Source organism: Bacillus sp. N12A5 (assembly GCF_026790125.1).
Lineage (GTDB): Bacteria > Bacillota > Bacilli > Bacillales > Bacillaceae > Bacillus.
The window spans coordinates 84,885-110,394 of sequence record NZ_JALAMR010000003.1 but is presented as its reverse complement, the minus strand read 5'-3'; the positions used below and the strand labels follow the sequence as shown (position 1 = coordinate 110,394).

The window sequence follows — 25,510 nt, the reverse complement described above, 5'->3', positions numbered from 1 at the left end:
CGTCTTTTTCGTTTCTTTAACAAATTCAGCGGCGTATCATAGTTTCCTGTCTGCAAAATCACTTTTTCTAAAAAAGACGACTTAGAAAGCCGTCCTGTTTATTTCTTATTTTGTTTTTCGTTTGGAAGCCTCGCTTTCGTTATGAAGCCGGTCTGCTGAAGTGACATAATACGTATACTGCTTATTTGGATCTGCCGTGTCATCTAAGAAGGTTTGCTGCTCATTTGTCTTTCTCGCGGTTGCCAGCAATGTTTTGTTCTTTTTCCCTTCGGTTCTGTATATCGCATAATAAGCTGTTTCTTTCGTTTTTTGATTTGATGGATGGTCTTGAATGTGCAGAAGATTGCCGTTTTTGTTTTCGGTCACTTTTGAGAGCTTTGGCTTTTTTGGGACTGTACTGTCAAGCCAAGGCATTTGCGGAACCAATGCCGGCTGGCTGTAAAGCTCGGTGATGAGCCTGTCTTTGATGCCAAGCGGATTTTTGTTGAGGTCTTTGAGGCTGAAATGCATGCTTCCTTTCACCAGCTCAAGCTGACGGTTCAAAGTGATTTGTCTTACATACTCCTCGGGGTCGGACCAGGGCGGATCAAAGTTGTTATTGATTTTATAAGCTGCCTGGCCAATATATAAATGAACAGGCTTATTTTTGACTTCATTGCTCCACCAATCAGCCAGCACGTCGTAAGCAGCAGCGTTAAAGCCGATGCTCCAATAGATTTGCGGGGCAATATAATCGATGTCGCCTTCTTGGATCCAATGTCTTGTATCTGCATAAAGGTCGTCATAATTTCTGACGCCTGCTTTGGTATTCGATCCGGTCGGGTCATCTGCCGCGTTTCTCCATACACCAAAGGGACTGATACCGAATTTGACATATGGTTTTGCAGCTTTAATTGTTTGATTGATTTGTTTGACAAGCCGGTTTACGTTATCCCGCCGCCAGTCATCAATATTGGAAAAAGTGGCTTTTCCGTATTGTTCGTACTGTGCTTGATCAGGAAATTCCTGTCCCGCTATTTTGTATGGGTAAAAATAATCATCCATATGAACGGCATCGATATCATAATGTTTTACGACTTCTTCAATGCCTTTAACAATAAAATCTCTCGCTTCAGGAATACCCGGATGATAATACAGTTGCTTTCCGTAGGCGGCAACCCAGTCTGGATGCTTTCTTGCCGGATGATCCTCAGATAATTTATTGAGGTCTGTATGATTCATCGTAATACGGTAAGGGTTAAACCATGCGTGAAATTCCAAATTTCGTTTATGGGTTTCTTCAATCATAAATGCAAGAGGATCATAGCCCGGGTCTTTCCCTTGGACACCGGTTAAGTATTCAGACCAAGGTCCGTAAGCGGACGGATAAAAGGCATCTGCCGTCGGTTTAATTTGAACAATAACGGCATTCATCCCCATTTTCTGCACATCGTCCAGCAGCTTGATATACTCTTGTTTTTGGTCTTCCATAGATAACCCTTTTTTTGACGGCCAATCAATATTTAATACGGAAGCAATCCATACGGCTCTCAGCTCCCTGTCAGACTGTGCATTGGCCATAAACGGAACGGAGATGACAAACGTTCCGATGATCAAGCTGACAAGGAAACGGACAATCGACTTTTGACAAACCTTCATGCTGTTTCTTCTCCCCCATTACATCACTTTCACTATTCGCTATTACGGTATTCCCTGGCTGTAAAAGGGTGCTTAAACGGATGGAAGAAATCGGGATTTATATCTATATCACCAGATAAACGAAAAAAGTCCTGAAGCATTTTAGGGGCAGCTTAGGACTTTTTATCATTTATCATGGTTTGCAGGCTCTTTAACACATCAATGAGTTTAACGCCCACACCGACAGCTGTTTCAAGAATCGCTTGTGCTCCAGCGATGGCTAAAATAAAGATCACTGGAACTGCAATACGGGGCAAAAAAAGATAGCCGAGCCCGATCAAGATGGCACACCAAACGCCGGCACACCAGTAGCAATTGAGCATGTATCCAAAGTTAGAAGCCGGCACGCTTTTTTCGTCCACATGGCCGTTTTGATCGACGATCCTTTTCTTTTTCATAAAAGGTTTTCGGATAAACTCCGTGATTTTGTCGAATACAATCAAATGTGTCAGCCTGTAACTGGCTAGAATCAGCATGATAAAAGTAAGCCAAGAAAGATGGTCCATGACAAGCCTCCAAGAAAAAGGTTGATGTTATCATTCCCTAGTGTCCTTTATCCATTCTTGATACAAAAAGAAAGACAGACAGAGAATGGCCTCTGTCCGATAATCCAGCTTATCGTTTATGCAGTATTGCTATTTTGTCTAAAGCGCCGTTTCATAGTCAAAACCCTTCATTGTGCTATTGGAGCGGCTAATACTGCATAGATCCGATAAGGTTGTACAATTCTTTCTGTTCTATTCTTCATTCATTTTCAACAAATTATAAAGAAACGGTTGGTGACGCATAATGGAAAGCTGTTCCCTGCCTACTCGCATACAAAGGAAAGAAAGTCCGCGTTTCGTGTAATGTGTCCATTTGTTATCAACAGGGTCAGAACATTATTAAAGACATAAAAAAACCTGTTTTCCTTTGAAAACAGGTCTGCCGTTATGATTGATTTGCCAAGATGACAGCAATTTGGTCCTCAATATCTTTTCCATCCTCGTCATCAATCAATCCGTTTAAAAGAATAGAAAAAACAAGGGTTTTTCCGCTCTTAGTTTCTGCATACCCGGATAAAGAGCTGACTGTGCTTAGTGATCCGGTTTTGGCTCTTACTTTTCCTTGTGCAGGTGTGTCTTTCAAGCGGTTCCTCAGCGTTCCGCCTATCATTCTGTCACTATTGCCTGCTACAGGCAGAGAATGTAGATAAGATGGGAACCATTTCTCATCCTGAATGTCATACAACAGCTGAGAGATTTGATCTGAAGATACAGCATTAATATGAGAGACTCCTGATCCGTCCCTTAAAACGAGTGATTTGGAGTCGATGCCGAAGTTCGGAAGACTGTTGTTTACCACTTCAAGTCCCTTTTCCCAGCTCCCCTCTTCTTTTTTCACTTTCCCCATTTCTTTAACGAGTACTTCTGCATGTCCGTTATTGCTTAATTTCATAAACGGAACAAATAGTTTTGATAGAGGCATTGAGTGATGAGAGATTAGCACGTCTGAGGAACTGGGTGCTGCACCCGTCTTGATGTTCCCTTTTACAGTAATTCCTTGTTTTTTTAGCGCATGCTTAAATAAATCCAAAGCGTAACCGGTTGGCTCCCAGACGGCAATCCAATCCTTTGTCTTGCTTGCGTCAACCGGTATGCTTCCTTCAATTATAATCGTGTTTGTGCCATGCTCTCTTTCAATCGTGAGGTCTTTCTTTTGGCCAGCCGCAGTCGTTTCGGCATTGTTCTTAATCGTTACATAATCCGTCTGCGGAGATACAGAAACGGCAGGCTTTTTCCCCTCTTTTTTACCTGGGGTGACCTCTATAATCACAGTGCCTGCATCATAATCATCATTCGGAGACGCTGTTAACGCGGAGATTTGTGCGCCGTAATAGGTGGATTCATCACTCCATGGCATATCAGGCGATAATCGGATGTCATCATACCATGTGTCATCACCGATCAGATTGCCTTTAATCTCTTTCACACCGGACTGTTTCAATTTCTTAGCCATTTCTTCAAAATCAGATGGTAATAGTGTCGGGTCTCCTTTCCCTTTCAAATAAAGGTTCCCATTTAGCTTTTTCCCTTTGAGGGTGCCGTCAGTCCGGACCTCGGTTGTAAAAGAATGGTTCTCGCCAAGGACAGAAAGTGCTGCGGCTGCTGTCAAAAGCTTCAGAGAGGAGGCGGGCCTCATCCGGACGTCTCCTGAATGCTCATATAAAACAGCGCCTGTTTCCGCAGAACGAACCGTGATGCCTGCCATTGCGCCTTTAAGTGCAGGATGATCAGCTAACACCTTATTGATCTGTCCGGCAAGTGCATCTTGTTTTTCAGCGGCCTGTGCAGCTTGATGCATATAAGGAACCGAAGCAACGATGAAAAGCAGCAAAACAGCAATATAAAGCTTTATGCTTTTTTTCATTTCTTTACCCGCCTCTCTCATCCTCATCTTTGGTTATTGATGATTCAGTTCAATGGTGATACTGCTTTTGGCTGTTGTTTCTTCTCCCGGCTCCAGCACTTGTACACCAGTGAGTGATGGAGACATGTCAAGGTTCACAGCATTTGTCACCCATGTATAAGGTTCAGGGCATAAATACCCCTGTTTTCCGTCCGCGTTGTATACGACCCAATGTTTAAATTGATCATCTGCTTTATAGATAATGCTTATGTGTGCATGCTGATGATAAATGACTGCCTGGTTTTCTCCGCCTCTCTTCTGATAAGAAGATAAAAAGACATCATCCAGCTGCTTGTGGCGTAAATCCATTCCATCGTGCAGAACTTCTTTATTCGGTACATCCATCAGTTTTCCAGTCGGCAGCAGACGTTCATCCAACTCCCATTGCTGATCTGCTGTCAGTGAGAATAATGAGCTTTCTTCTGGAAATACAAATGTCGTATGATAGCCGATTCCCCAAGGAAACGCTTCCTTTCCTTTGTTCATAATGGTCGCATGTTTAAATAGAGTATTCCCCTTTAGCGTATATGTCATCCGAACGACGGCATGATGCGGAAATTGCTTATATACATGGGGAAGCCCTGAAAGGTCAATTTCAGTTTCAACGATCACTTTTTCATCAGTTTGCTTCATGGTCACCACGTTCCACTTTTCCTGATAAAGAAACCCGTGAAGATGATTGTGTTTATCCTTTTCGTTGATATCAAAATGATACGTTCTGCCCCGAAAGCTGAAAGTTCCGTCACTGATCCGGTTAGGAGGAAACAGGATGGGAATGCCATACAATGTAGGTGTCTTGTGAAAGCTTTCTGCTGTTTCCGGTTCACGTAAAAGCTGCATCTTTGTCGCTTTGTCTGTGAGAGAAATGACGTTGCTCCCCCACTCAGGAACGACAATCATTTCTACATGCTCATTGCCCGCTTTGATGGCGGGCGTTCCTAAATACATCATTTTCTCAATATAGTTTGCCATGTGCACTCAACCTCTCTTTGATTCATTGCTTGTATAACAATTCAATGTACTGTGCCATATTTCCTCCATTTTAGATTTTCCCTATTAAATAAAAAAGCACCGCTCAAATCATGAACGGTGTGATTCGTAAGACTATTGGATGAGACGTGTAATTTGTTTCTTTTTCCACACGAATTGGTAATACACATAAATTAGCAGCAAGCTGACGGCAAACGCAGCTGGATAGCCAACCCAGACGCCAAGAATTTCAAGTTTTGTATAGTGGGAAAGAACGAACGCGACAGGCACTTCAATACCCCAAATGGAGAAAATGCTGATAACGGTTGGCCATAAAACGGTTCCGCTTGCCCGCATCGTCGCGGAAATAATTTGAGCATTTCCAAACAGCAAATAGCTCCACAATGTAATCATCAAGAGTCGGTGTGCGATGTAAAGTGTGTCTTGCTCGGTTAAAAATAACCCTAAAATCTGATGTGAAAAAACATAGATTAGAATGATCAGCACGCCGCCGATGATATAATTCAGCCAAATCCCGACGCGAATGACCTGTTTCAGGCGGTCAAACTCGTTTGCTCCGATCGATTGTGCAGCGAAAATAGATACTGCAATGCCGAGGCTGACGGCCGGCATCTGCACATAACTCGCTACCTGGTTGACCACTCCGTATGCAGCTGTCGCATTAGAACCGTAATGGTTGACGAATGAGATAACCGCTATCTCTGATAATGAGACGAGAATCATATTGATGCTTGATGGAATCCCTAGACGCAGCAGGAGAGCCAGCAGCTCCTTATCCATCTTTAAATAGTGCCGCACGGTTTTATCAAATTGCAGCGGATGGTTTCGTTTTCGCAAATACACCATTAACACAATAAAAGTCGCAATCGTAGAAATGACGGTTGCATATGCGGAGCCGTATATTCCAAGTTTCGGCAACCCGAACATGCCAAGAATCAGGAGAGGCAACAGCGCTATGTTGATGACCGTGCTCACGATCAGCGTATAAAACGGTGTCTTAGAATCCCCTGTTCCGCGCAAAAACGTGGTATATGCAAAATATAAAAACATAAAAGGCATAGCGTAAAATAAAATACGTGCATAGTTGGCACTGACATCAATGACATTTTCAGGCGTGCCCATTAAACGAAGAATATCCAATGTAAAAATACTGCCGATGACGGCTAACACAACCCCTAATAAAAACGTAAACGTGAGCGTTGTTCCGACAACAGCCTTTAACCGCTCCTCATTCTTCGCCCCGTAGGCTTGTCCGATCAGGATCGAACTTCCTGAACCAATCCCTATCGTAAATGAGATTAAAAGAAAAAATAACGGGAAAAAGGATGATACAGCTGCCACGGCATCAACGCCAAGCCATCTGCCTACAGCCATCATCCCGACAAGCTGGCCGACTGATTGCAGCACATTGCTTAGCAAAAGCGGCACTAAAAAGAGTGACATGGACCGCCAAACAGATGGCTTGTTTTTCTTCTGAGTTACAAGTTGTTCTTGTGATGTTTCCATATTGAAGGACTCCTTTTGAAATCGTTTTTAAACGTATTTCTGTTCTTTTTACAAAAACAGGATATGTAACATGTTATTATTCATCACTGTCCATATGAAACCCTTCTCGATTCTTCTAATTTTACACATCTTTTTAGCTTATGAAGAATAAACTAGCAAGTAACAGCCTATTTCTTATGAATAAAAGAAAAAAATAATCTATGCAAAAGTATTGTAATCTATACGTAATTATTGTAACATTTGTAACATAAGAGAAAGAGATTTTGAAGGAGTGACTCACAATGAAAAAATGTCTTCTATTTTTAACAACTATTGCACTTATTCTGTCATTGAGCACAAATGCATTTGCGAAAAATACTTCAGGTGATTTATCACAAAAACAAGCACTGCAGCTGGCATTGTCAGCTAGAGAGCACTTTTGGAACACAATGAGCGGCCATAACCCAAAAGAGAAAAAAGCAGTTTGCCCATCTGGCACATTTGAATATCAAAATCTTCAATATGTGTACATGTGCAGTGATCTCGGCACTAAAGCAAAAGCCGTAAATTACTTAACTCCTATTTTCACAAAAACAGCAATCGAAAAAGGCTTTAAAGATTATCATTTCACTGTTTCAAAAGGAAAACTAGCAGTTCCAATCGGCGACGGAGACAACCTTCTGAATTGGAAAAAGTCAACTGCTAAAGTGATCTCTAAAAAAGGCGGCACAGTCACATATGAATTTACCGTTCCTACTTTAGACGGATCACCTGCAGCGAAACGGAAAGTGACATTTGTAAAAGAAAATAAAAAATGGAAAGTCAACAAATTTGACGCAGTTATATAAGAAAAACGCCCGGTGTATGCGGGCGTTTTTTATTAGGCATAAAAGAAAGACAACAGGCGAAAAGCCCATTGTCTTTCTTTCGTTATATTACGCTCTAGGAGAGATTCGAACTCCCGACCTGCAGTTTAGGAAACTGCTGCACTATCCGCTGTGCTACTAGAGCTTTTGTATTTATATAGTAGCTCTGATAATCAATATTTTCAAGCTGTTTGTATTAAAGCCCTCCAAAAACCTTATACGCGGCTCTTGTCGTATCTTCATCAATACCGATATACCGCATAGTAATCGAGGGTGATGAGTGATTTAATATTCTCTGCAGTTCGGCAATGTCTTTTGTCCGCTGATAAAAATGATAGCCAAACGTTTTTCGGAGCGTATGCGTCCCTATCTCCTCGAGTCCGCACGCCGCGGCAGCTTCTCTTAAAATTCTGTAGGCCTGAATGCGGGAAATCGGCTTCCTGGTCCGGACAGATTTAAACAGATATTCGTTCTCCTTCATGTCTTCCGTGTACTCATATATTTCCTGTTTTAGTGATTCTAAAATCAGAATCTTCCTTTTCTTTTTTGTTTTGCTTTCCGTTGCCCATAAATGATCTTTATGTTTAACGTCCTTCACTTGCAGCGGCAAAATATCAGAAATGCGGAGCGCGCTGTTGATGCCGAAAATAAACAGAAAGTAATCCCGCTTGTTTTTGTTTAGCAAATATTGTTTTACTTCTTGGATTTTCTCTAAACTGCGAATCGGCTGTACAATATGCATCAAAAAACTCCTTAAAAACGGTTATGTAACGTTTTGAGGTCTATGTTACTATTATAGCTGAAAAACGTTGAATGTCAAAGCGTGACGGGATTTATGTAACATAATATACATAGTGTTACATAAGCAGACAGGAAGGCTTTCAAAAACCTCCTCCCTATTAAATAAGCTTTACATCCTCATATAAAGCTTTTAACCTCTTAGATACTTATTCCTCTTGATATCATCAAAAAGCCTCTTAAAACGAAATCTGACGCTCCTAATTTTCCGGCGTTTCTGCAAAAACATACAAAAAAAGACACAATTTCAAATTGTGTCCTAATCTTCATCCTTTACATCAATATCTTCCGGGATCGGTTCATTTAATATTTCCTGCACCAGAGCTTTGTAATTTTCCAGCTGTTCGAGATGCGTTTTGAACTGTCCCTTATAAATCAAAAATTGCTCACCGTCATGAACGGCCCTGATTTTTCCTTCGAGTACCAAGCTTTTAATATAATCCTCTGAAAGATTTGCATATTCTGCTGTTTCTTTAATCGTTAAATACATATAGAAATCCTTTCTTAATCCGTATGCTGATTCTAATATAGCACATGGCTCATAACAATATAATCAATTTCGCACAGAAAAACGGGTGAATGCTCGATATAATATACCATTTGTCACTTGTGAAAACGCTGTAATTTTCTTACGCTAAGATTGTAACATTACAGCTTCATATAGGAGGGAGAACATGAAAAGAACGTGGAACGTCTGTTTAACAGCTCTGCTTAGTGTTCTGTTAGTCGCTGGAATTGTTCCTTTTCACGCGGAAGCTAAAAAGCCGCCCAAAAGCTATGACGAGTACAAACAAGTAGATGTTGGGAAAGACGGCATGGTTGCTACTGCACATCCTCTCGCTTCGGAAATCGGTGCAGATGTACTGAAAAAAGGAGGAAATGCCATTGACGCAGCAGTTGCCATTCAATTTGCTCTTAATGTAACAGAGCCGATGATGTCAGGCATTGGCGGCGGCGGTTTTATGATGGTGTATGACGGAAAAACAAAGGATACAACGATCATCGACAGCCGTGAACGCGCTCCGGCAGGCGCAACTCCCGATATGTTTCTCGATGAAGACGGAAAAGCGATTCCTTTCTCTGAACGTGTGACAAAAGGTACTGCCGTCGGTGTTCCAGGTACACTGAAAGGGCTGGAAGAAGCCTTGGATAAATGGGGAACCCGTTCAATGAAGCAATTAATTACCCCTTCTATTAAACTCGCTGAAAAAGGCTTTCCGATTGACTCAGTATTGGCAGATGCCATTTCTGATTACCAGGAAAAGCTGTCACGGACTGCTGCAAAAGATGTATTTTTGCCAAATGGCGAGCCGCTTAAAGAAGGCGATACGCTGGTTCAAAAGGATTTGGCAAAAACGTTTAAGCTTATTCGCTCGAAAGGCACTGACGCTTTTTACGAAGGAAAATTCGCCAAAGCGCTTTCTGACACAGTACAGGACTTCGGCGGATCAATGACGAAAAAAGATTTAGAAAATTACGACATTACAATCGATGAGCCGATTTGGGGAGACTATCAAGGCTATCAAATCGCCACTACTCCTCCTCCAAGCTCTGGCGGTATTTTCTTATTGCAAATGCTGAAAATACTTGATGATTTTAACCTTTCACAGTACGATGTCCGCTCATGGGAAAAATATCAACTGCTTGCTGAAACGATGCATTTGTCTTATGCCGACCGTGCGTCTTACGCAGGTGATCCCGAATTTGTAAACGTTCCTCTCAAAGGCCTGCTTCACCCCGACTATATTAAAGAACGCCAGCAATTAATCAGCCTAGAACAAGTGAATAAAAAACCGAAAGCCGGCGATCCTTGGAAATACCAAGAAGGATCGGCAAACTATAAGCAAGTCGAACAGCCGAAAGACAAAGTAGAAGGCCAAACAACTCACTTTACAGTTGCCGATCGCTGGGGAAATGTTGTTTCGTATACGACGACAATTGAACAGCTATTCGGAACGGGCATTATGGTCCCTGATTACGGTGTCATTTTAAACAATGAATTAACTGATTTTGATGCAGTTCCAGGCGGAGCTAACGAAGTACAGCCAAACAAACGGCCTTTAAGCAGTATGACCCCGACTATTTTATTTAAGGATGGCAAACCCGTCCTCACCGTCGGATCTCCTGGCGGGGCCACCATTATTTCGTCCGTTTTGCAAACCATTCTCTATCACATCGAGTATGGCATGGAATTAAAAGCGGCTGTTGAAGAGCCGAGAATTTACACAAACAGCATGAGCTCCTACCGCTACGAAGACGGAGTTCCTGAAGATGTCCTCAGTAAACTAAACGACATGGGCCACAAATTCGGCAAGAGCCCGGTGGATATCGGAAACGTACAAAGTATATCGATCGATCATGAAAACGGCACCTTTAAAGGCGTAGCTGATTCAAGCAGAAATGGCGCAGCGATCGGAATTGATTTAAAACGTAAATAAATAAAAAAACTGTACTCGCTTTAAATGAGTACAGTTTTTCTGTTATGCAGACCCTGTATATAAGAATATCTCCCTGTTGGTGATACTATGCCGCCGGCTTTCGTAACAATCGGCTACGCTCTTGATTCAGTTTATGAAACGGCTTCATCTTTTCATTTCGTTAATCTCATCAAGAAATGTCTGAAACGCACACGTCATAAAAAAGTCTTTCCTGTATATAAATACAATCTCTACATCTTGATACGCAGCTGGCAGCTGATGAATACATACATTCATACGATGGACGGAGCAGTCAACAGCGGATTTTGGGAGCAGCGCCGTACCCAACCCGGCGGACACTCCTCTAAAAATGGCTTCCAATGTGCCAAACTCTATCATTTTTTGATTTTGAATGCCTGCTTCCTCTAGCAATCTTTTGATCCTGTCACGGTGAGAGCAGCCCGCTCCAAAAAAGAGCATCGGCTGCCGAAGCATGTCTTCCGCCGTTCCTCCCCGTAATGAAATCAAAAACAATTCATCATGGGAAACAGGGATTTGTTTGATATCAGTGTGTTCAACCGGCCCATATACAAAAGCGCCATCAACCTTATGATCAAGAACCTGTTGAATTAAATGATGTGTATCTGCTGTGTTCACTGATAAATCAACTTCGGGAAAACGGCTGAGGAAGGCGGCCGCATGCTCGGGCAAATGCGTTACCGCCGTTGTTTCCAACGATCCGCAAAGGCCCTTTCGGATGCTGGCTCATCTGTGCCGATTTTTCAGCTTCGTCTAACAGAGATAATACTTGTTCTGCGTATTGCAATAGATTTTCTCCGGCAGCTGTCAGCTTCACCCCGCGATTCGTTCGGTGAAAAAGCTTGATCTTCAAATGTTCCTCAAGGTTATGTATTCTGGCTGTCACATTCGATTGAACATAATTCAGCATTTGCGCCGCTTTCGTTATACTTCCTTCACGGGCAACAGCCCGAAAAATCTTCAAATCTCCGCTTTCCATAGGCACTCACCTTCTTGCTAGGATAAAAAGTGATATCGGCTATCATTTTTGTTCATTTTACTTGAAGAAAAACGCTATGTAAAATATGTAAAGATATAAAAATACAATTCAATGGAGGCAGACTTCATGAAAGCTGTAACTCACAACGGAAAAGCCGGCCTTCAGGGGTTATCCGTTCAGGACGTTCCATCAAAAAAGCCCGGATACGGAGAGGTCAAAGTCAAATTAAAATCTGCAGGTCTAAACCATCGCGACCTGTTTCTTATGAATAACAAATCTGAACGAGACCCTCATGTGATACTGGGCTCTGACGGTGCAGGCATCATTGAAGAGGTTGGAGAAGGCGTGAGCAATGTTGCTGTTCAAACAGAAGTGATCATCTTCCCGACATTGAACTGGGATTTGACAGAGAGTGTACCCCCTGTACCGGAGATTCTCGGAGGGCCTTCTGACGGAACGCTTGCTGAATACGTAATTATTCCTTCAAAGAAAGCAATCAAAAAACCTTCTTATTTATAATGGGATGAAGCAGGCGTTTTACCTTTATCCGCTTTAACCGCATATCGTGCCCTGTTTACAAAAGCCCAATTGAAAAAGGGCGAGCATCTATTGGTACCGGGCATCGGCAGCGGTGTGGCAACCTACGCTTTATTCATGGCTAAAGCGATCGGGGCAACAGTAAGCGTGACCTCCCGCAGTGAGGAGAAAAGAAAAAAGGCGCTGCAATTAGGGTGCTGATTATGCATTTGACAGCTACAGCAATTGGGATGAGCAGTTGCAGGGAAAAAAGGCAGATGTTGTTCTTGACAGCGCAGGCCCTGCCCTCTTTTCGGAATACTTCCGCCATGTAAAACTGAACGGCCGTATCGTCAGCTTTGGGGCAAGCTCCGGTGACGACCTCCGTTTTCCAGTGCGTTCTTTATTCTTTCCTCAGCTCAATGTTTTGGGAACCTCGATGGGAAGCGGTGAAGAATTTCACGATATGCTTACTTTCATTGAAAAACATCAGCTGCGGCCTGTGATCGACCGCACATATCCTTTAGAAAAAACATATGAAGCATATAAAAGAATGCAGGAAGGCAGACAGTTTGGAAACATCGGAATCGTAATGGAATAAAAAAGAAACCGGCTGGCGAACAGACCGGTTTCTCTTATATGATAATCCCCTTTATTTACGGAAGAACTGAACTCCCCATTAAATATCGATCCACTTCGCGCGCCACTTCACGGCCTTCATTGATCGCCCAAACGATTAAGCTTTGGCCTCTTCTTGCATCCCCTGCGGCGAATACACCCTCGATATTTGTTTGATAATCCCCATATGCTGCGCTGATTTTGTTATTGACAGAATCAACACCAAACTGTTTCAACAGCGGCTGTTCTGTGCCTTCAAAGCCGATAGCGATAAAAACAAGCTGAGCAGGCCAAACTTTTTCCGTTCCAGGCAGCTCGCGGAACTCGTATTTTCCGTGCTCATTTTTCACTTTTTCCATTTGGATGGTATGAAGCTCTTTCAGCTTTCCGTTTTTATCTGCAACCATTTTTGTCGTTTGAATAGAGTATTCTCTCGGGTCTCTTCCGAATTTTGCTTCTGCTTCTTCATACGCATATTCAAGGGTAAAGACGTGCGGCTGTTCAGGCCACATATTGTCATTCGTGCGGGCTGGCGGAAGTTTCGGGTGTTTGCCGAATTGGTGCACACTTTTGGCTTTTTGCCGCAGCGCTGTAGCCACACAGTCAGCTCCAGTGTCTCCGCCTCCGATTACAATGACATCTTTTCCTTTGGCATCAATAAATTTTTTGTCTTTAAAGTTAGAATCTAAATAGCTTTTTGTTGCGAGTGTCAGGTAGTCCATCGCGTAATGGACTCCTTTTGAGTCGCGTCCTTCAATTAAAAGATCCCGTTGTTTCTGAGCGCCTGTGCACAGGATCACAGCATCAAATTGCTCCTTCAGCTCATCAGCTGTAATGTCAACGCCGATTTCTGTGTTCGTTACAAAATCAATTCCTTCTTGCGTCAGCAATTTAATCCGGCGTTCTACAATGCCCTTCTCAAGCTTCATGTTTGGAATGCCGTATGTTAATAGGCCGCCCGCTCTGTCTGAGCGTTCAAACACAGTGACAGAATGGCCCGCTTGATTCAGCTGGTCAGCACTTGCCAATCCGGCTGGACCTGATCCAACAATGGCCACTTTTTTGCCTGTTCGTTTTTTAGGGATTCTAGGCTGAATCCAGCCATTCTCAAATCCTTTGTCGATAATGGTCCGTTCAATATTTTTAATTGATACGGCCGGGTCTGAAATTGCTAATGTACATGATCCTTCACAAGGAGCGGGACATACCCGCCCTGTGAATTCAGGAAAGTTGTTCGTTTTCAAAAGACGTTCCAATGCTTCTTTCCACCTGCCCCGGTAGACAAGATCATTCCATTCAGGAATCAAATTGTAAATTGGACAGCCGGATGTAAATCCGTTAATGTCTGCACCGATCTGGCAAAACGGTGTACCGCAATCCATACACCGCGCCCCCTGCCGTTTCGATGCTTCTTCTGAAAAAGGAGCAGAATATTCTTTCCAATCCTTTAAGCGAGTGAGAGGGTCCCGCTCAGCAGGTTTTTCTCTTTTGATCTCCATAAATCCAGTTGGTTTCCCCATGTTCCTCTCCCCTTCCTTACTGTACTACCGCTTGTTTTTGTCCCGATGATGCTGTTTTCTGCTTTGGCTTCGTGTTTGCTTCAAATGCGAACATGACAGCTTCTTCATCTGATAAGCCTGCAGCTTTTTGCTCTTCGATGCTTGCGAGCATTAGTTTATAGTTTTTCGGAATGACTTTGACAAATTTTTTCACGCTGTCTTCCCACTGATCAAGCAGGTCTTGTGCTTTTTGGCTGTTTGTATACCCAGCATGTTTTTCAAGCATTGCTTTAATTTGTTCGATTTCTTTCTCATCCTCTAATGATTCAAATAAAATCATTTCAAGGTTGCATTTGCGTTTAAACGCTTTTACATCTTCGGCCAGAACATAAGCGATTCCGCCGGACATACCTGCAGCAAAGTTTTTGCCTACATCACCGAGAACGACAACGCTGCCCCCTGTCATGTATTCACAGCCGTGGTCGCCGATGCCTTCTACCACTACATTCACACCGCTGTTCCGAACGGCAAAGCGTTCACCCGCACGTCCGTTAATATATGCTTCTCCGCTTGTCGCGCCGTAGAAAGCAACGTTACCGATAATGACGTTGTCATCCGAATCAGAGTTGAATCCTTCTGGTGACTTGACGATGATTTTTCCGCCAGAAAGCCCTTTTCCGACATAATCATTTGAGTCTCCGTCCAAATAAAGCGTCATCCCTTTAGGAACGAAAGCTCCAAAGCTTTGTCCGGCTGATCCGGTAAATTGCAGCTTGATCGTATCCTCCGGAAGCCCTTCTTCTCCGTAGCGTTTCGAAATTTCACTTCCCGTTATCGTTCCGGCTACACGGTTTGTATTGTTGATTTTGATTGAAATATCAGCCTCTTTTCCAGATTCGATGGCTTCTTGTACGGCCGGGAGAATCGCTGTGATATCTAGTGATTGATCAATTTTATGATTTTGCGGCGACTGGAATGTCCGTACGCCTTCAGGCTGATAAAGAAGTGTAGACAAATCAAGCTGGCTTGCTTTCCAGTGCCCCTTCGCCCGTTCACTCACATGAAGTACGTCAGTGCGGCCGATCATTTCATCAAATGTCTTGAAGCCTAACGCTGCCATATACTCACGAACTTCTTCGGCAATGAACAGCATATAGTTCACAATATGGTCAGGATCTCCCATGAACTTTTTGCGAAGCTCCGGATTTTGTGTCGCTACCCCTACAGGGCATGTATCCAAATGGCAGGCACGCATCATGACACAGCCGAGTACAACTAGCGGAGCCGTTGCGAAACCGAATTCTTCAGCTCCGAGCAAGGCAGCCATCACAACGTCCCTGCCCGTCATGAGCTTTCCGTCTGTTTCTAATACAACACGGTCGCGAAGTCCGTTCAGCATTAATGTTTGATGTGCTTCTGCGAGGCCAAGCTCCCACGGAAGCCCTGTATGTTTAATACTGGTTTTCGGAGAAGCGCCTGTACCTCCATCGTAGCCGCTGATCACAATGACATCTGCAGTCGCTTTGGCAACACCTGCAGCAATTGTGCCTACGCCTGCTTTTGATACCAGCTTTACGCTGATTCTTGCGTCGCGGTTGGCATTTTTCAAATCGTGGATCAGTTGTGCTAAATCCTCAATTGAATAAATGTCATGGTGAGGCGGAGGTGAGATTAATCCAACACCTGGCGTTGACCCGCGGACATCGGCAACCCAAGGATATACCTTGTTGCCAGGCAGCTGGCCGCCCTCACCCGGCTTAGCGCCCTGCGCCATTTTAATCTGCAGCTCATCTGCATTGACAAGGTAATGGCTTTTGACACCGAAACGGCCGGATGCAATTTGCTTGATCGCACTTCTTCTATCATCGCCGTTCTCATCTGGAACAAAGCGTTTTGGATCTTCTCCGCCCTCACCGCTGTTGCTTTTTCCGCCAAGACGGTTCATTGCGATCGCTAAAGCTTCGTGCGCTTCCTTACTTAAGGATCCAAATGACATTGCACCCGTTTTAAAGCGTTTGACAATCGATTCAGCGGATTCAACTTCCTCCAATTTCAGAGGCTTGCGGTCTCCGTCAAATGCGAACAAGTTCCGTAAAAATCCGATGCGTTCTTCATCTGCCGCTTTTGTATATTGTTTAAACAGGGTGTAATCATTTCTTCGGCACGCCCATTGTAGGGTGTGAATTGTTTTCGGGTTAAACGCGTGATGCTCTCCGCCGTTTCTCCATTGGAAGTCACTTCCCGGTTCAAGCGTTTTGCTGAAATCATCCTGATACGCTTCCCGGTGGCGGCGCTGGGCCTCTTCTGCAATGGTGTCCAAATCGATGCCGCCGAGCTGTGATGCAGTTCCCGTGAAATAACGGTCAATCACATCTTGGCTGATTCCAACTGCCTCAAAGATTTGGGCGCCTCTGTAGCTTTGTACAGTTGAAATCCCCATCTTGGACATGACTTTTACAACACCTTCAGTAATGCTTTTTCCATATTTGCTGACGGCTTCTTCATAGCTGATATCCAAGCGGCCTTCATCAATTTCCTGTTTGTAGGTCGCATAAGCGAGATACGGATTAATCGCATCCGCGCCATAACCGATTAATGCTGCAAAGTGGTGCACTTCACGTGCTTCTCCTGATTCCACAATAATGCTGACTTTCGTACGCAGACCTTTGCGGATTAAATGCTGATGCAGTGCGCTGACTGCCAGAAGCGGCGGAATTGGTGTCAGGCGTTCGTTCATCTTTTTGTCTGATAAAATTAACAGGCTTACACCTTGACTGATGGCTTTTTCTGCCTGTGTGAACATGTCCTTTAATCCGCGTTCAAGATCCTCTGAAAACAGCACATCGATTTTTTGGCTTTTTAAATCAGGATGAACAATCGTTTTCAATGCGTAAAATTGTTCATTGGATAATACAGGTGTATACAGTTTAATCCGGCGAACGTTTCGCTCACTCGGGTGAAGAAGATCGCCTTCTGCACCGAGCCAGGTCATTGTAGATGTCACAAGCTGCTCACGAATAGCGTCGATTGGCGGGTTTGTTACTTGGGCAAACAGCTGCTTAAAGTAGTTAAACAGCGATTGCGCGCGGTCTGACAAAACAGCAAGCGGCGCGTCATTTCCCATTGAACCGAGAGGATCTTTGCCTTCTTTAATAACAGGAATTAAATATTTTTGGATATCCTCGTATGTGTATCCGAATGCTTTCTGGCGAGTGAGGAGATCTGCAAACTGTTCTTCCTCTCTTGATTCCGGATCAGGATTCACTTGGACAAGCTCTTCTTCAAGCCACTTTTGATACGGGTATTCGGTTGCAATTTGTGTTTTGACTTCTTCATCAGAAATAATTCGGCCTTCTTCCAGATCGATTAAAAGCATTTTCCCCGGTTCAAGCCGGTTTTTATATAAAACGTTCTCCTGTTCAACTTCAATAACGCCTACTTCAGATGAAAAAATAATATAATCATCTTTTGTTACGTAGTAACGTGCCGGACGGAGACCATTCCGGTCAAGGATCGCACCGATTTGTTTTCCGTCAGTAAATGAAATGGCTGTCGGTCCGTCCCAAGGCTCCATTAAGGAACTATGATACTCGTAGAACGCTCTTTTTTCTTTGGACATATGCGTATTTTCCGTCCACGGCTCAGGAATGAGCATCATTGCAGTATGGGCCGGTTTGCGTCCAGCCATCACGAAAAACTCAAATGCGTTATCCAAAATGGAAGAGTCACTGCCGTCAGCGTTTAGTATCGGCAAAATCTTGTTCAGGTCCTCCCCGAAGCTTTCAGATACAAATTGCTGCTCACGGGCTCTCATCCAGTTGATGTTTCCGCGAAGGGTATTGATTTCACCGTTGTGAACCAAATAACGGTTTGGATGCGCTCTTTCCCATGTAGGGAATGTGTTGGTGCTGAAGCGTGAATGTACAAGTGCAAAAGCAGAAACGAATGCTTCATCTTGCAGATCCGAATAAAACGCATCAACTTGCTCAGGTGTTAAAAGGCCTTTATACACAATGGTCTGGCTTGAAAGACTGGCAAAATAAAAATCAAGACCCTCCGTTACTCCCCAGTTTTCAGCCTGTTTACGAATGACATACAATTTTCGTTCAAAAGACAAATTGTCCTTCAAATCAGAACTTGCACCGATAAATACCTGACGGACAAACGGGCAGCTTTTCTGTGCCACTGTTCCGATTTTTCCGACATTTACAGGTACAGTTCTCCATCCAAGAACGACTTGGCCTTCTTGTTCAATCAGTGCATTGATTTGCTTTTCAATTTTTTTTCTTTCCTCTTCCTTCTGTGAGAAAAAGACCATTCCTACCCCGTAATGCCCTTTTTCCGGCAGATTGATGTCTTTGCACTCTTTCCTAAAGAAAGCATCAGGGATTTGAACCAGTAAGCCGGCTCCGTCTCCTGTATCCGGGTCACTGCCTTGGCCTCCTCTGTGGTCTAGCTGGCAAAGCATCTTAAGCCCTTGTTTGACGATGTCATGTGTCGCCTTGCCCTTTAAGTGCGCATATAGGCCGATTCCGCATGCATCATGTTCAAATTCAGGACGGTAGAGACCTTGAGCTTTTGGCATTTGATTGTACGTCATAATTCCTCTCCCCCGATCAATTTCCGATAATACCGGTCATAAAATCTAACAACTCTATGTTTATTGTAGGTTTTCAAAACGATATAAACAATATATAATTTAGATCAAAAGAATCTCAAAATGAGATAGATGGATGTGAGACAAATATGGAGCTACGCCAACTGCGTTATTTTATGGAGGTGGCTGATAGAGAACACGTTTCAGAAGCCGCCGATCATTTGCATGTGGCCCAATCAGCAATCAGCAGACAAATTGCAAATCTTGAAGAAGAACTAAATGTGACTTTATTTGAACGTGAAGGGAGAAATATCAAACTTACGCCAATCGGTAAAGAATTTTTAATTCATGTGAAAACAGCGATGAAAGCCATCGATTATGCGAAAGAACAAATTGATGAGTATCTAGACCCGCATCGCGGAACGGTTAAGATTGGCTTTCCTACAAGCCTTGCCAGCCAGCTTTTGCCGACTGTGATTTCAGCATTTAAAGAAGAATACCCGCACGTCGAATTTTTGCTGCGTCAAGGATCCTATAAATTTCTGATTGAAGCTGTCAGAAGCCGCGATATTGATTTGGCCTTATTAGGACCGGTGCCAACGAATTTTCCAGACATAACAGGGAACATTTTATTCACAGAAAAAATTTACGCGCTTGTTCCCTTAAATCATCCGCTTGCCAAACAGAAAACGGTTCATTTAATCGACTTGCGCAACGATCAATTTGTATTGTTCCCGGAAGGATTTGTCCTTAGAAAAATGGCAATTGATGCTTGCAAACAAGCCGGCTTTGCTCCTCTCGTTTCTACGGAGGGTGAGGATTTGGATGCGATTAAAGGATTGGTGTCCGCGGGAATGGGCGTTACCCTTCTGCCCGAAAGCACGTTTGCTGAGACGACACCTCGTTTTACTGTAAAAATCCCAATTGAGTTCCCTCAAGTGAAACGGACTGTCGGAATCATTAAACCGAAAAACAGAGAGCTTGCTCCTTCTGCGAATGACTTTTATGAGTTTGTCATTCAATTCTTTTCTAAGCTGGAGCAGTATCAATAAAAAAACGAACCCGGGCTTCCTTCTAGAAGCTCGGGTTTTTTGCTGAAAATTAATATACAGGCAAGGATAAATCCACATGGCATACAAATGCTTCCTGATCAATTACGGCTTTTTTGATCAGCTCTTTTTTCTTATCGGGTTCTTGAAGCTGTACAGAAGAATAATTGACGATTCCGAGTCCGATTTCTATTCCTTGTGCATCGATCAGCCTAACAACAGATCCGCTTTTGAAACTTCCTTTAATCTCCTGTACACCGTCCAGATACAAACTCGATTGGCCGTTTGTTATTTCTCGTGAATAACCATCTGATACAATAATTTCACCTTCAGGCCCGGAATTAAAAACGATCCACTGCTCCTTATGGTTCAATGAAAGTGTTCCCTCTGCTTCAAAATAGGTGCCTTTCGCCTCTTCATGAACAGCTTGAAATAAAATGTCGCTGACATCTGCCTGACCAAGAAATCCTTTAATGCCAGATGCCATTACGATTTTAAACGCATCAAGTTTAGAGCGCATGCCGCCGGTACCAACGCCGCTGCCAGTGTCACCCGCGCACGCTTCAATGTCAGGCGTTATCTCACTCACCCGCTGTATCATTTTCGCTTCTGGATTTGTGCGCGGATTGCCGTCATATAGTCCGTCTATATCTGATAAAATGACAAGCATATCCGAATCAATGAGCCCCGCGACTTTCGCTGCGAGCGTATCATTGTCACCAAACTTGAGCCGATTGACAGTAACTGTATCATTTTCGTTTATGATCGGGATGATGCCGCGTTCGAGCAGTACATTCATTGTATTCCGCACATTGTTATATCGGTATTCATCAGAAAAATCGCTTCTCGTAATTAAAATTTGGGATGCAACATACCCGTGTGCTAAAAACAGCTTTGAATAAGCTTCCATGAGAAGGCCCTGGCCGATTGAAGCTGATGCTTGTTTTTCGGGAAGCTTCTCGGGTCTTTGGATAAATCCGAGCTTTCGATATCCTGCCGCCACTGCGCCAGAGGAAACCAAAATCACTTCATAGCCGGCGTCTTTGAGTTTGACGATTTGGTCAACCAATGCTTCTAACTTTCGAATGCTGATTTCCCCATGAAGACTTGTTAAAGAACTGCTTCCAATCTTCACAACGACTCTTTTCACGTTTGTTTCAGGCGTCACTTTATCACTCCTGATAGCGGGGCTGCTGTTTTTTCGATATCATCGCTGATTTCCTTGGAACGCTTAGCCGCATGCTTAATCGCTTGAGAAATCGCTTCTCCTCCGCCGCTCTTTTTCAAGGCTTGCAGCCCGGCAGCAGTCGTTCCGTTCGGTGACGTGATATTGTCTCTTAAAACTTCAGGCTGTTCTCCTGTTTCCATGAGCATCTTTGCGGCACCCAAAAGCGTCTGTGCGCCGATGCTTCGAGATAACTGCTTATCGAGGCCAGCTTCCTCTGCTGTCTTCTCAATGAATTCCATTAAATAATAAAAATACGCGGGGCCGCTTCCGGCAATTCCGGTGAAAATGTCCATTTGATTTTCTTGGATTGTATAGACTTCACCCATGCATCCGAGCAATGCTTCGGCCAGCTTTTGCATGTCATTTGACACATACTTGCCAAGTGCAATGGCCGTTGCAGAAGCGCCGATCATACTGGATGTGTTGGGCATTACTCTGACAACCGGCTGTTCATGAAGCAATGATTGTTCAATAAAAGAGGTGGTTATGCCGGCAAGGACCGACAATATTAATTGATGGGGTTGAATACGTGATTTTAGGGATGACAGAGCGTTTTCGGCGTCTTTTGGCTTCATTGCCAAAATGAGCACATCCATGTCTTCAATACATAATTCATTTGGCGCAACACCTTTGATTCCATATTGAAGTTCAAGTTCAGTTAATCGCTCTGTATTGCTGCGGTTTGTAACGCAGATGTTCTGTTTTGGGATTTTGTTGGCGCGGACGATACCTGATACCATTCCTTCCGCCATAGATCCTGCTCCTATAAAGGCTACTTTCTTTTGATCAAAGATCGGTAACATCTCCTTTGTTCGCTTTTTTGTTCGCATTTTCACACGTTTAAAATGTTACCACGTGAGGAAATGATGTCAAGTTTGAACGTCATTATTGATTTGTATTGTTACGTTTCGACAAATATGTGTAATGAAAAGCATAAAACACCCGAAACCGCTGCTGGGCCGAGTGTTTGTTCATATCAAAAGTTATCTGATAGCGCTTTTTCAATGAGTTTTTTACAGCGGTCCAGCTCAACCTTCAGCTGTTTTTTATATAGTTTGGCAGCTTCGTAATCTTTAAATTGATAAAGGACGACTTCCTGGAGCTTAGCCCCTTCTTTTTTTACTTTGATCTGCTTTAATATCCCGTCATCAAGAAGCTCATGCAAAGACCGATATACTTCTGTATGATTTGGTTTAAAGCCAATCTCTTTAAATTCAGACCGGAGCACTTCAAGCAGCTTTAATCCGTAGAGTCTCTCTTGCTCTGTCATTGTTATCATATAAAGCTTCAAAAATGCGCGTTGTTTAACTAAAAAACCAGTTGAACTTCTTTTTTCTTCTTTCATCATATGCACTCCTTTTTCTGTCAACTGAGAACACTATGTACTAAATATTCAATTTTAATCTATTGATTTCCTCTTTATTAAAGATAGGTTATTCAGTATTCTTGTGTTTACTGTTTATGAGTGGAGTGGAATAAAAATATATAGTGAACATTTGGCACATAGTTTATTTAGTTCTATTTTAACTGATTTTCACTGTTGTCTTCAAGTAAAAACGGTTCCAATATATATAGCTTTGGCTTTAAACATTGCCAGTGCGGATACTGTTTAAATAAAAAATAGCCTGTCGTAAGACAGGCTTCTCTTTTTACGGATTTGTTGACCATAATCCCGCTGTTTTGATGAAAATTCGCGGATCTAACTTCAGTTGTGCCACCATGTATTCGGCAAGATCTTCAGGCTGCATAACCTTTTCTGGATTACCATCAGTTAAGTTCAATTCGATAGACATATCACTAGCGACAGTGCTTGGTGTTAACGCGCTGACTCTAATATTATGCTTTCTCACTTCTTGCATAAGAGACTCTGTTAACCCGAGAACCGCAAATTTAGAAGCACTGTAAGCACTTGTCACAGCAGCTCCTCTTTGGCCCGCTGTAGATGAAATATTAATGATATCTCCGGCTTTGCGTTCGATCATTTCCGGGAGCACCGCACGAGTGACATGATACACACCCATTAAGTTGACTTGAATAATATCTTCCCACTCATCAGCTGTCAGATCTAAGAAACCGCCAAATTTGCTGATTCCAGCATTATTAATGAGGATATCGATATCACCGAGCTGTTCCTTTACTTGAGCTACAGCTTGATTAACCTGGTCCGCGTCCTTTACATCTGCAGCGGCAAATGCAGCTTTTACACCAAGTGCTTTAACCTCTTCAGCCACTTTTTCAACGTTTGCGGCAGTCCGGCCGATTAACCCAATGTTCACGCCTTCTTTCGCAAGGGCAAGAGCTGTAGCGCGGCCTATCCCTCTGCCCCCTCCTGTGATCAGTGCAGTTTTATTTTGTAAACTTTGCAATTGAAGCACCCTTTCTTTGTTTACATATGTACGATATCACATTATAAGTACAATAAATCCAATACGCAAATCAAACGAACTGTGAAAACATATTTTCTTTGATTAAAAAAGCGGAAACAGGGTAATGACAAAAGAAAAGGAGTGAACATATGGTTATTGTTTATATCAGCATCGCAGTATTGGCTATTTCGATCATTATCTTAGGGGTTAATGTGATTCAAAACAAGAAAAAAATAGATCCCGCACTAAAGAAGCTCACCTCTGTTACGCAGGCAATGCAAAAACAAGTCGAAGGATTAAAAACGGAGACGGAGCTGCTGACGCAAAAACAAAAGAAGATTCAGCAGGATATCCAAATGAAAAAAACCGTTTTTCAACAAACTACAGCTGAAGTGAAAGAAGTTCCTCAAGCAGTCAAAGAGGTGTGGAAGGCAGGACATTTAAATAGCAGATAAAGATGAATGATATCCCCTTGTTACGTTCAGAATGGACAATGGGATATCATTTTTAAGGAGGACTATGCATGATTGTAAACCGCCGCTGCTTAAAGGAGTTCGCAGAGAAACTGCATTCTCTTCCTTCATCACTTACAAAGTCCGATTTACTCGTTTCTTCATTTCGTCTCCATCAAGAAAATGAACTTGGCATCTACTATTCACCTCATAATGAATATATCAATCATAATGCCGCAATTGTAATTGCTGGAATCACGCCGGGGTTTTTTCAAATGAAAACAGCATACGAAACCGCCGTAGAAAGCCTGCGGCGCGGCCGGTCTCTTGAGCAAATGGCAGTAGACACGAAAAAAGCAGCGGGTCTTTCCGGTTCAATGAGGGATAACCTGATCAACATGCTGAATTTATGCGGGCTGCCGCAGGCTTTAGGCATTCAATGCGCCTCACAGCTTTTTGGAGACTTGCGTCATATGCTTCATACCACTTCCGTTATCAAATATCCTGCCTTCATTCAGCTAAAAAACTATACCGGATACAGACCGGCTATTTCTCGCTCTCCTATCCTAAGCACCTATGCTTTTGACAACTTCCCTGCGGAGCTTAATAACATGACCAGGCCGGCTCTTCTCATTCCGCTTGGAAAAGCAGCCGAAACAGTATGTGAAGCACTGATCAGCGAGCACAGTCTCCAGAAGTTTTTCTGCCTTCGCGGCTTTCCCCACCCATCAGGCGCAAACGGCCATCGTTTAAAACAATTCAACAAAAACAAAGAGCAGCTAGAAAAACAAATTCGTGCCTTTGCTTCCTCAGGTTTGATTTCACTATAGAAAAGAAGAAATAAAGGAGATATGATAAACGAAAACGCAAACTGGGAGTGGTGAAATGTTTCCTGTATTAGAAACGGATCGGCTTACACTTAGACAAATCAGAGATCAAGATGCAGAAGCCATTTTTGCTTGTTTTTCCAACCCTGAGGTGACCCGCTATTACGGAATTGAAAGCATGGAATCTAAAGAACAAGCCATTTTAATGGCTCAAACGTTTGCCGCCCTTTATCAAGAAAAAAGGGGTATACGGTGGGGAATTGAGAGAAGAGACACTAAAGAATTGATTGGAACGATTGGCTTTCATGCTTTGGCCCACAAGCATAGGCGTGCAGAGATCGGTTATGAAATCATCCCGGCGCATTGGCGAAACGGATTTGCATCAGAAGCCATTTCAAAGGCCGTATCCTACGGATTTTCTGCCCTTGGACTGACACGTATCGGCGCAGTCGTATTTACCGAAAATGAAGCATCAAATCGCCTGCTCGTAAAAATGGGATTTCAAAAAGAAGGAGTCTTAAGACACTACATGTATCAAAATGGAGTCCCTTATGATACAAATGTGTACTCTACTTTAAAATCAAGAGAATAACGGTATTTTCTTGTCTGTGCACGTATATGCCCTTCCCTTTAAAATGTCCTATTCATGATCTGCACCA

The 25,510-nt window shown here is 43.1% G+C and carries 18 protein-coding genes, 1 tRNA gene and 3 pseudogenes; 7 read left to right on the top strand and 15 right to left on the bottom strand.

Translation table 11 applies throughout. The features are described 5' to 3' along the window. Positions 1-105 precede the first annotated feature (105 nt). The 5 genes from MOC09_RS03745 to MOC09_RS03725 all read right to left on the bottom strand — a co-directional run bounded on the left by MOC09_RS03745 (position 106) and on the right by MOC09_RS03725 (position 6,621). A complete protein-coding gene (locus MOC09_RS03745) occupies positions 106-1,638 on the bottom strand; it encodes a glycoside hydrolase family 10 protein (RefSeq protein ID WP_268360702.1) in 1,533 nt (510 codons plus the stop codon). A 152-nt stretch (positions 1,639-1,790) separates the two neighbouring features. After that, complete coding sequence (locus tag MOC09_RS03740; RefSeq protein ID WP_268360701.1) at positions 1,791-2,183, bottom strand: DUF1360 domain-containing protein; 393 nt, start codon at positions 2,181-2,183, stop codon at positions 1,791-1,793. A 424-nt stretch (positions 2,184-2,607) separates the two neighbouring features. Then, complete coding sequence (dacB, locus tag MOC09_RS03735) at positions 2,608-4,086, bottom strand: D-alanyl-D-alanine carboxypeptidase/D-alanyl-D-alanine-endopeptidase (RefSeq protein ID WP_268369622.1); 1,479 nt, start codon at positions 4,084-4,086, stop codon at positions 2,608-2,610. Positions 4,087-4,119: 33 nt separating this feature from the next. Next, positions 4,120-5,097 (bottom strand): aldose 1-epimerase, encoded by a 978-nt coding sequence (galM, locus tag MOC09_RS03730; protein WP_268362887.1) that lies wholly within the window; start codon positions 5,095-5,097, stop codon positions 4,120-4,122. A 132-nt stretch (positions 5,098-5,229) separates the two neighbouring features. Beyond that, entirely contained in the window at positions 5,230-6,621 is a 1,392-nt protein-coding gene (locus MOC09_RS03725; protein WP_268367281.1) for an MATE family efflux transporter, read from the bottom strand. Between the two features lie 281 nt (positions 6,622-6,902). Here MOC09_RS03725 and iseA point away from each other — a divergent pair, with 281 nt between their 5' ends. Beyond that, positions 6,903-7,448, top strand: coding sequence for a DL-endopeptidase inhibitor IseA (gene iseA / locus MOC09_RS03720; RefSeq protein ID WP_268367280.1), 546 nt, complete (start codon positions 6,903-6,905; stop codon positions 7,446-7,448). 90 nt (positions 7,449-7,538) lie between these two features. On the opposite strand, the gene MOC09_RS03715 is transcribed toward iseA, so the two are convergent. The 3 genes from MOC09_RS03715 to MOC09_RS03705 all read right to left on the bottom strand — a co-directional run bounded on the left by MOC09_RS03715 (position 7,539) and on the right by MOC09_RS03705 (position 8,754). Then, positions 7,539-7,611: transfer RNA gene (locus tag MOC09_RS03715), tRNA-Arg, on the bottom strand. A 51-nt stretch (positions 7,612-7,662) separates the two neighbouring features. Beyond that, positions 7,663-8,208 (bottom strand): site-specific integrase, encoded by a 546-nt coding sequence (locus MOC09_RS03710; protein ID WP_268362898.1) that lies wholly within the window; start codon positions 8,206-8,208, stop codon positions 7,663-7,665. A 315-nt stretch (positions 8,209-8,523) separates the two neighbouring features. After that, a complete protein-coding gene (locus MOC09_RS03705) occupies positions 8,524-8,754 on the bottom strand; it encodes an excisionase family DNA-binding protein (protein ID WP_024121629.1) in 231 nt (76 codons plus the stop codon). 184 nt (positions 8,755-8,938) lie between these two features. Between MOC09_RS03705 and ggt the strand changes: the two genes are divergently transcribed. Continuing rightward, positions 8,939-10,702 (top strand): gamma-glutamyltransferase, encoded by a 1,764-nt coding sequence (gene ggt / locus MOC09_RS03700; RefSeq protein ID WP_268362897.1) that lies wholly within the window; start codon positions 8,939-8,941, stop codon positions 10,700-10,702. Positions 10,703-10,846: 144 nt separating this feature from the next. Here the strand turns inward: ggt and MOC09_RS03695 are convergent. After that, positions 10,847-11,699: pseudogene (locus MOC09_RS03695) on the bottom strand (LysR family transcriptional regulator). A gap of 126 nt (positions 11,700-11,825) precedes the next feature. Between MOC09_RS03695 and MOC09_RS03690 the strand changes: the two are divergent. After that, a pseudogene (locus MOC09_RS03690) lies at positions 11,826-12,816 on the top strand (zinc-binding dehydrogenase). A 55-nt stretch (positions 12,817-12,871) separates the two neighbouring features. On the opposite strand, the gene gltD reads toward MOC09_RS03690, so the two are convergent. Together gltD and gltB are read right to left on the bottom strand one after the other, a co-directional pair. Next, a complete protein-coding gene (gene gltD, locus MOC09_RS03685; RefSeq protein WP_268362895.1) occupies positions 12,872-14,353 on the bottom strand; it encodes a glutamate synthase small subunit in 1,482 nt (493 codons plus the stop codon). A gap of 16 nt (positions 14,354-14,369) precedes the next feature. Continuing rightward, a complete protein-coding gene (gene gltB, locus MOC09_RS03680) occupies positions 14,370-18,932 on the bottom strand; it encodes a glutamate synthase large subunit (RefSeq protein WP_268369619.1) in 4,563 nt (1,520 codons plus the stop codon). 146 nt (positions 18,933-19,078) lie between these two features. Between gltB and gltC the strand changes: the two genes are divergently transcribed. Continuing rightward, the gene (gene gltC / locus MOC09_RS03675) at positions 19,079-19,981 is read left to right on the top strand and encodes a glutamate biosynthesis transcriptional regulator GltC (RefSeq protein ID WP_268367278.1); all 903 of its coding nucleotides are present in this window, start codon (positions 19,079-19,081) and stop codon (positions 19,979-19,981) included. A 49-nt stretch (positions 19,982-20,030) separates the two neighbouring features. On the opposite strand, the gene proB is transcribed toward gltC, so the two are convergent. The 4 genes from proB to MOC09_RS03655 form a co-directional block, all read right to left on the bottom strand. Then, positions 20,031-21,146, bottom strand: coding sequence for a glutamate 5-kinase (gene proB / locus MOC09_RS03670; RefSeq protein WP_268363031.1), 1,116 nt, complete (start codon positions 21,144-21,146; stop codon positions 20,031-20,033). Next, positions 21,143-22,036, bottom strand: coding sequence for a pyrroline-5-carboxylate reductase (gene proC, locus MOC09_RS03665; RefSeq protein WP_268369618.1), 894 nt, complete (start codon positions 22,034-22,036; stop codon positions 21,143-21,145). Before proC ends, proB begins: the two co-directional genes overlap by 4 nt. Positions 22,037-22,182: 146 nt before the next feature. After that, positions 22,183-22,551, bottom strand: coding sequence for a replication termination protein (gene rtp, locus MOC09_RS03660; RefSeq protein WP_003220337.1), 369 nt, complete (start codon positions 22,549-22,551; stop codon positions 22,183-22,185). A gap of 304 nt (positions 22,552-22,855) precedes the next feature. Next, on the bottom strand, positions 22,856-23,572 hold the full coding sequence (locus MOC09_RS03655) for a 3-ketoacyl-ACP reductase (RefSeq protein WP_268367277.1): 717 nt from the start codon (positions 23,570-23,572) through the stop codon (positions 22,856-22,858). 149 nt (positions 23,573-23,721) lie between these two features. Here MOC09_RS03655 and MOC09_RS03650 point away from each other — a divergent pair, with 149 nt between their 5' ends. From MOC09_RS03650 to MOC09_RS03640, 3 genes and pseudogenes are all read left to right on the top strand, one after another. Beyond that, positions 23,722-24,027 carry a DUF948 domain-containing protein gene (locus MOC09_RS03650; protein WP_268358779.1) on the top strand — a complete coding sequence of 102 codons (306 nt, stop codon included), beginning with the start codon at positions 23,722-23,724 and terminating at the stop codon, positions 24,025-24,027. Between the two features lie 68 nt (positions 24,028-24,095). Beyond that, positions 24,096-24,868 (top strand): annotated as a pseudogene (locus MOC09_RS03645) (hypothetical protein). Positions 24,869-24,909: 41 nt separating this feature from the next. After that, complete coding sequence (locus tag MOC09_RS03640; RefSeq protein ID WP_268369614.1) at positions 24,910-25,443, top strand: GNAT family N-acetyltransferase; 534 nt, start codon at positions 24,910-24,912, stop codon at positions 25,441-25,443. The last annotated feature ends 67 nt before the right edge of the window (positions 25,444-25,510 follow it).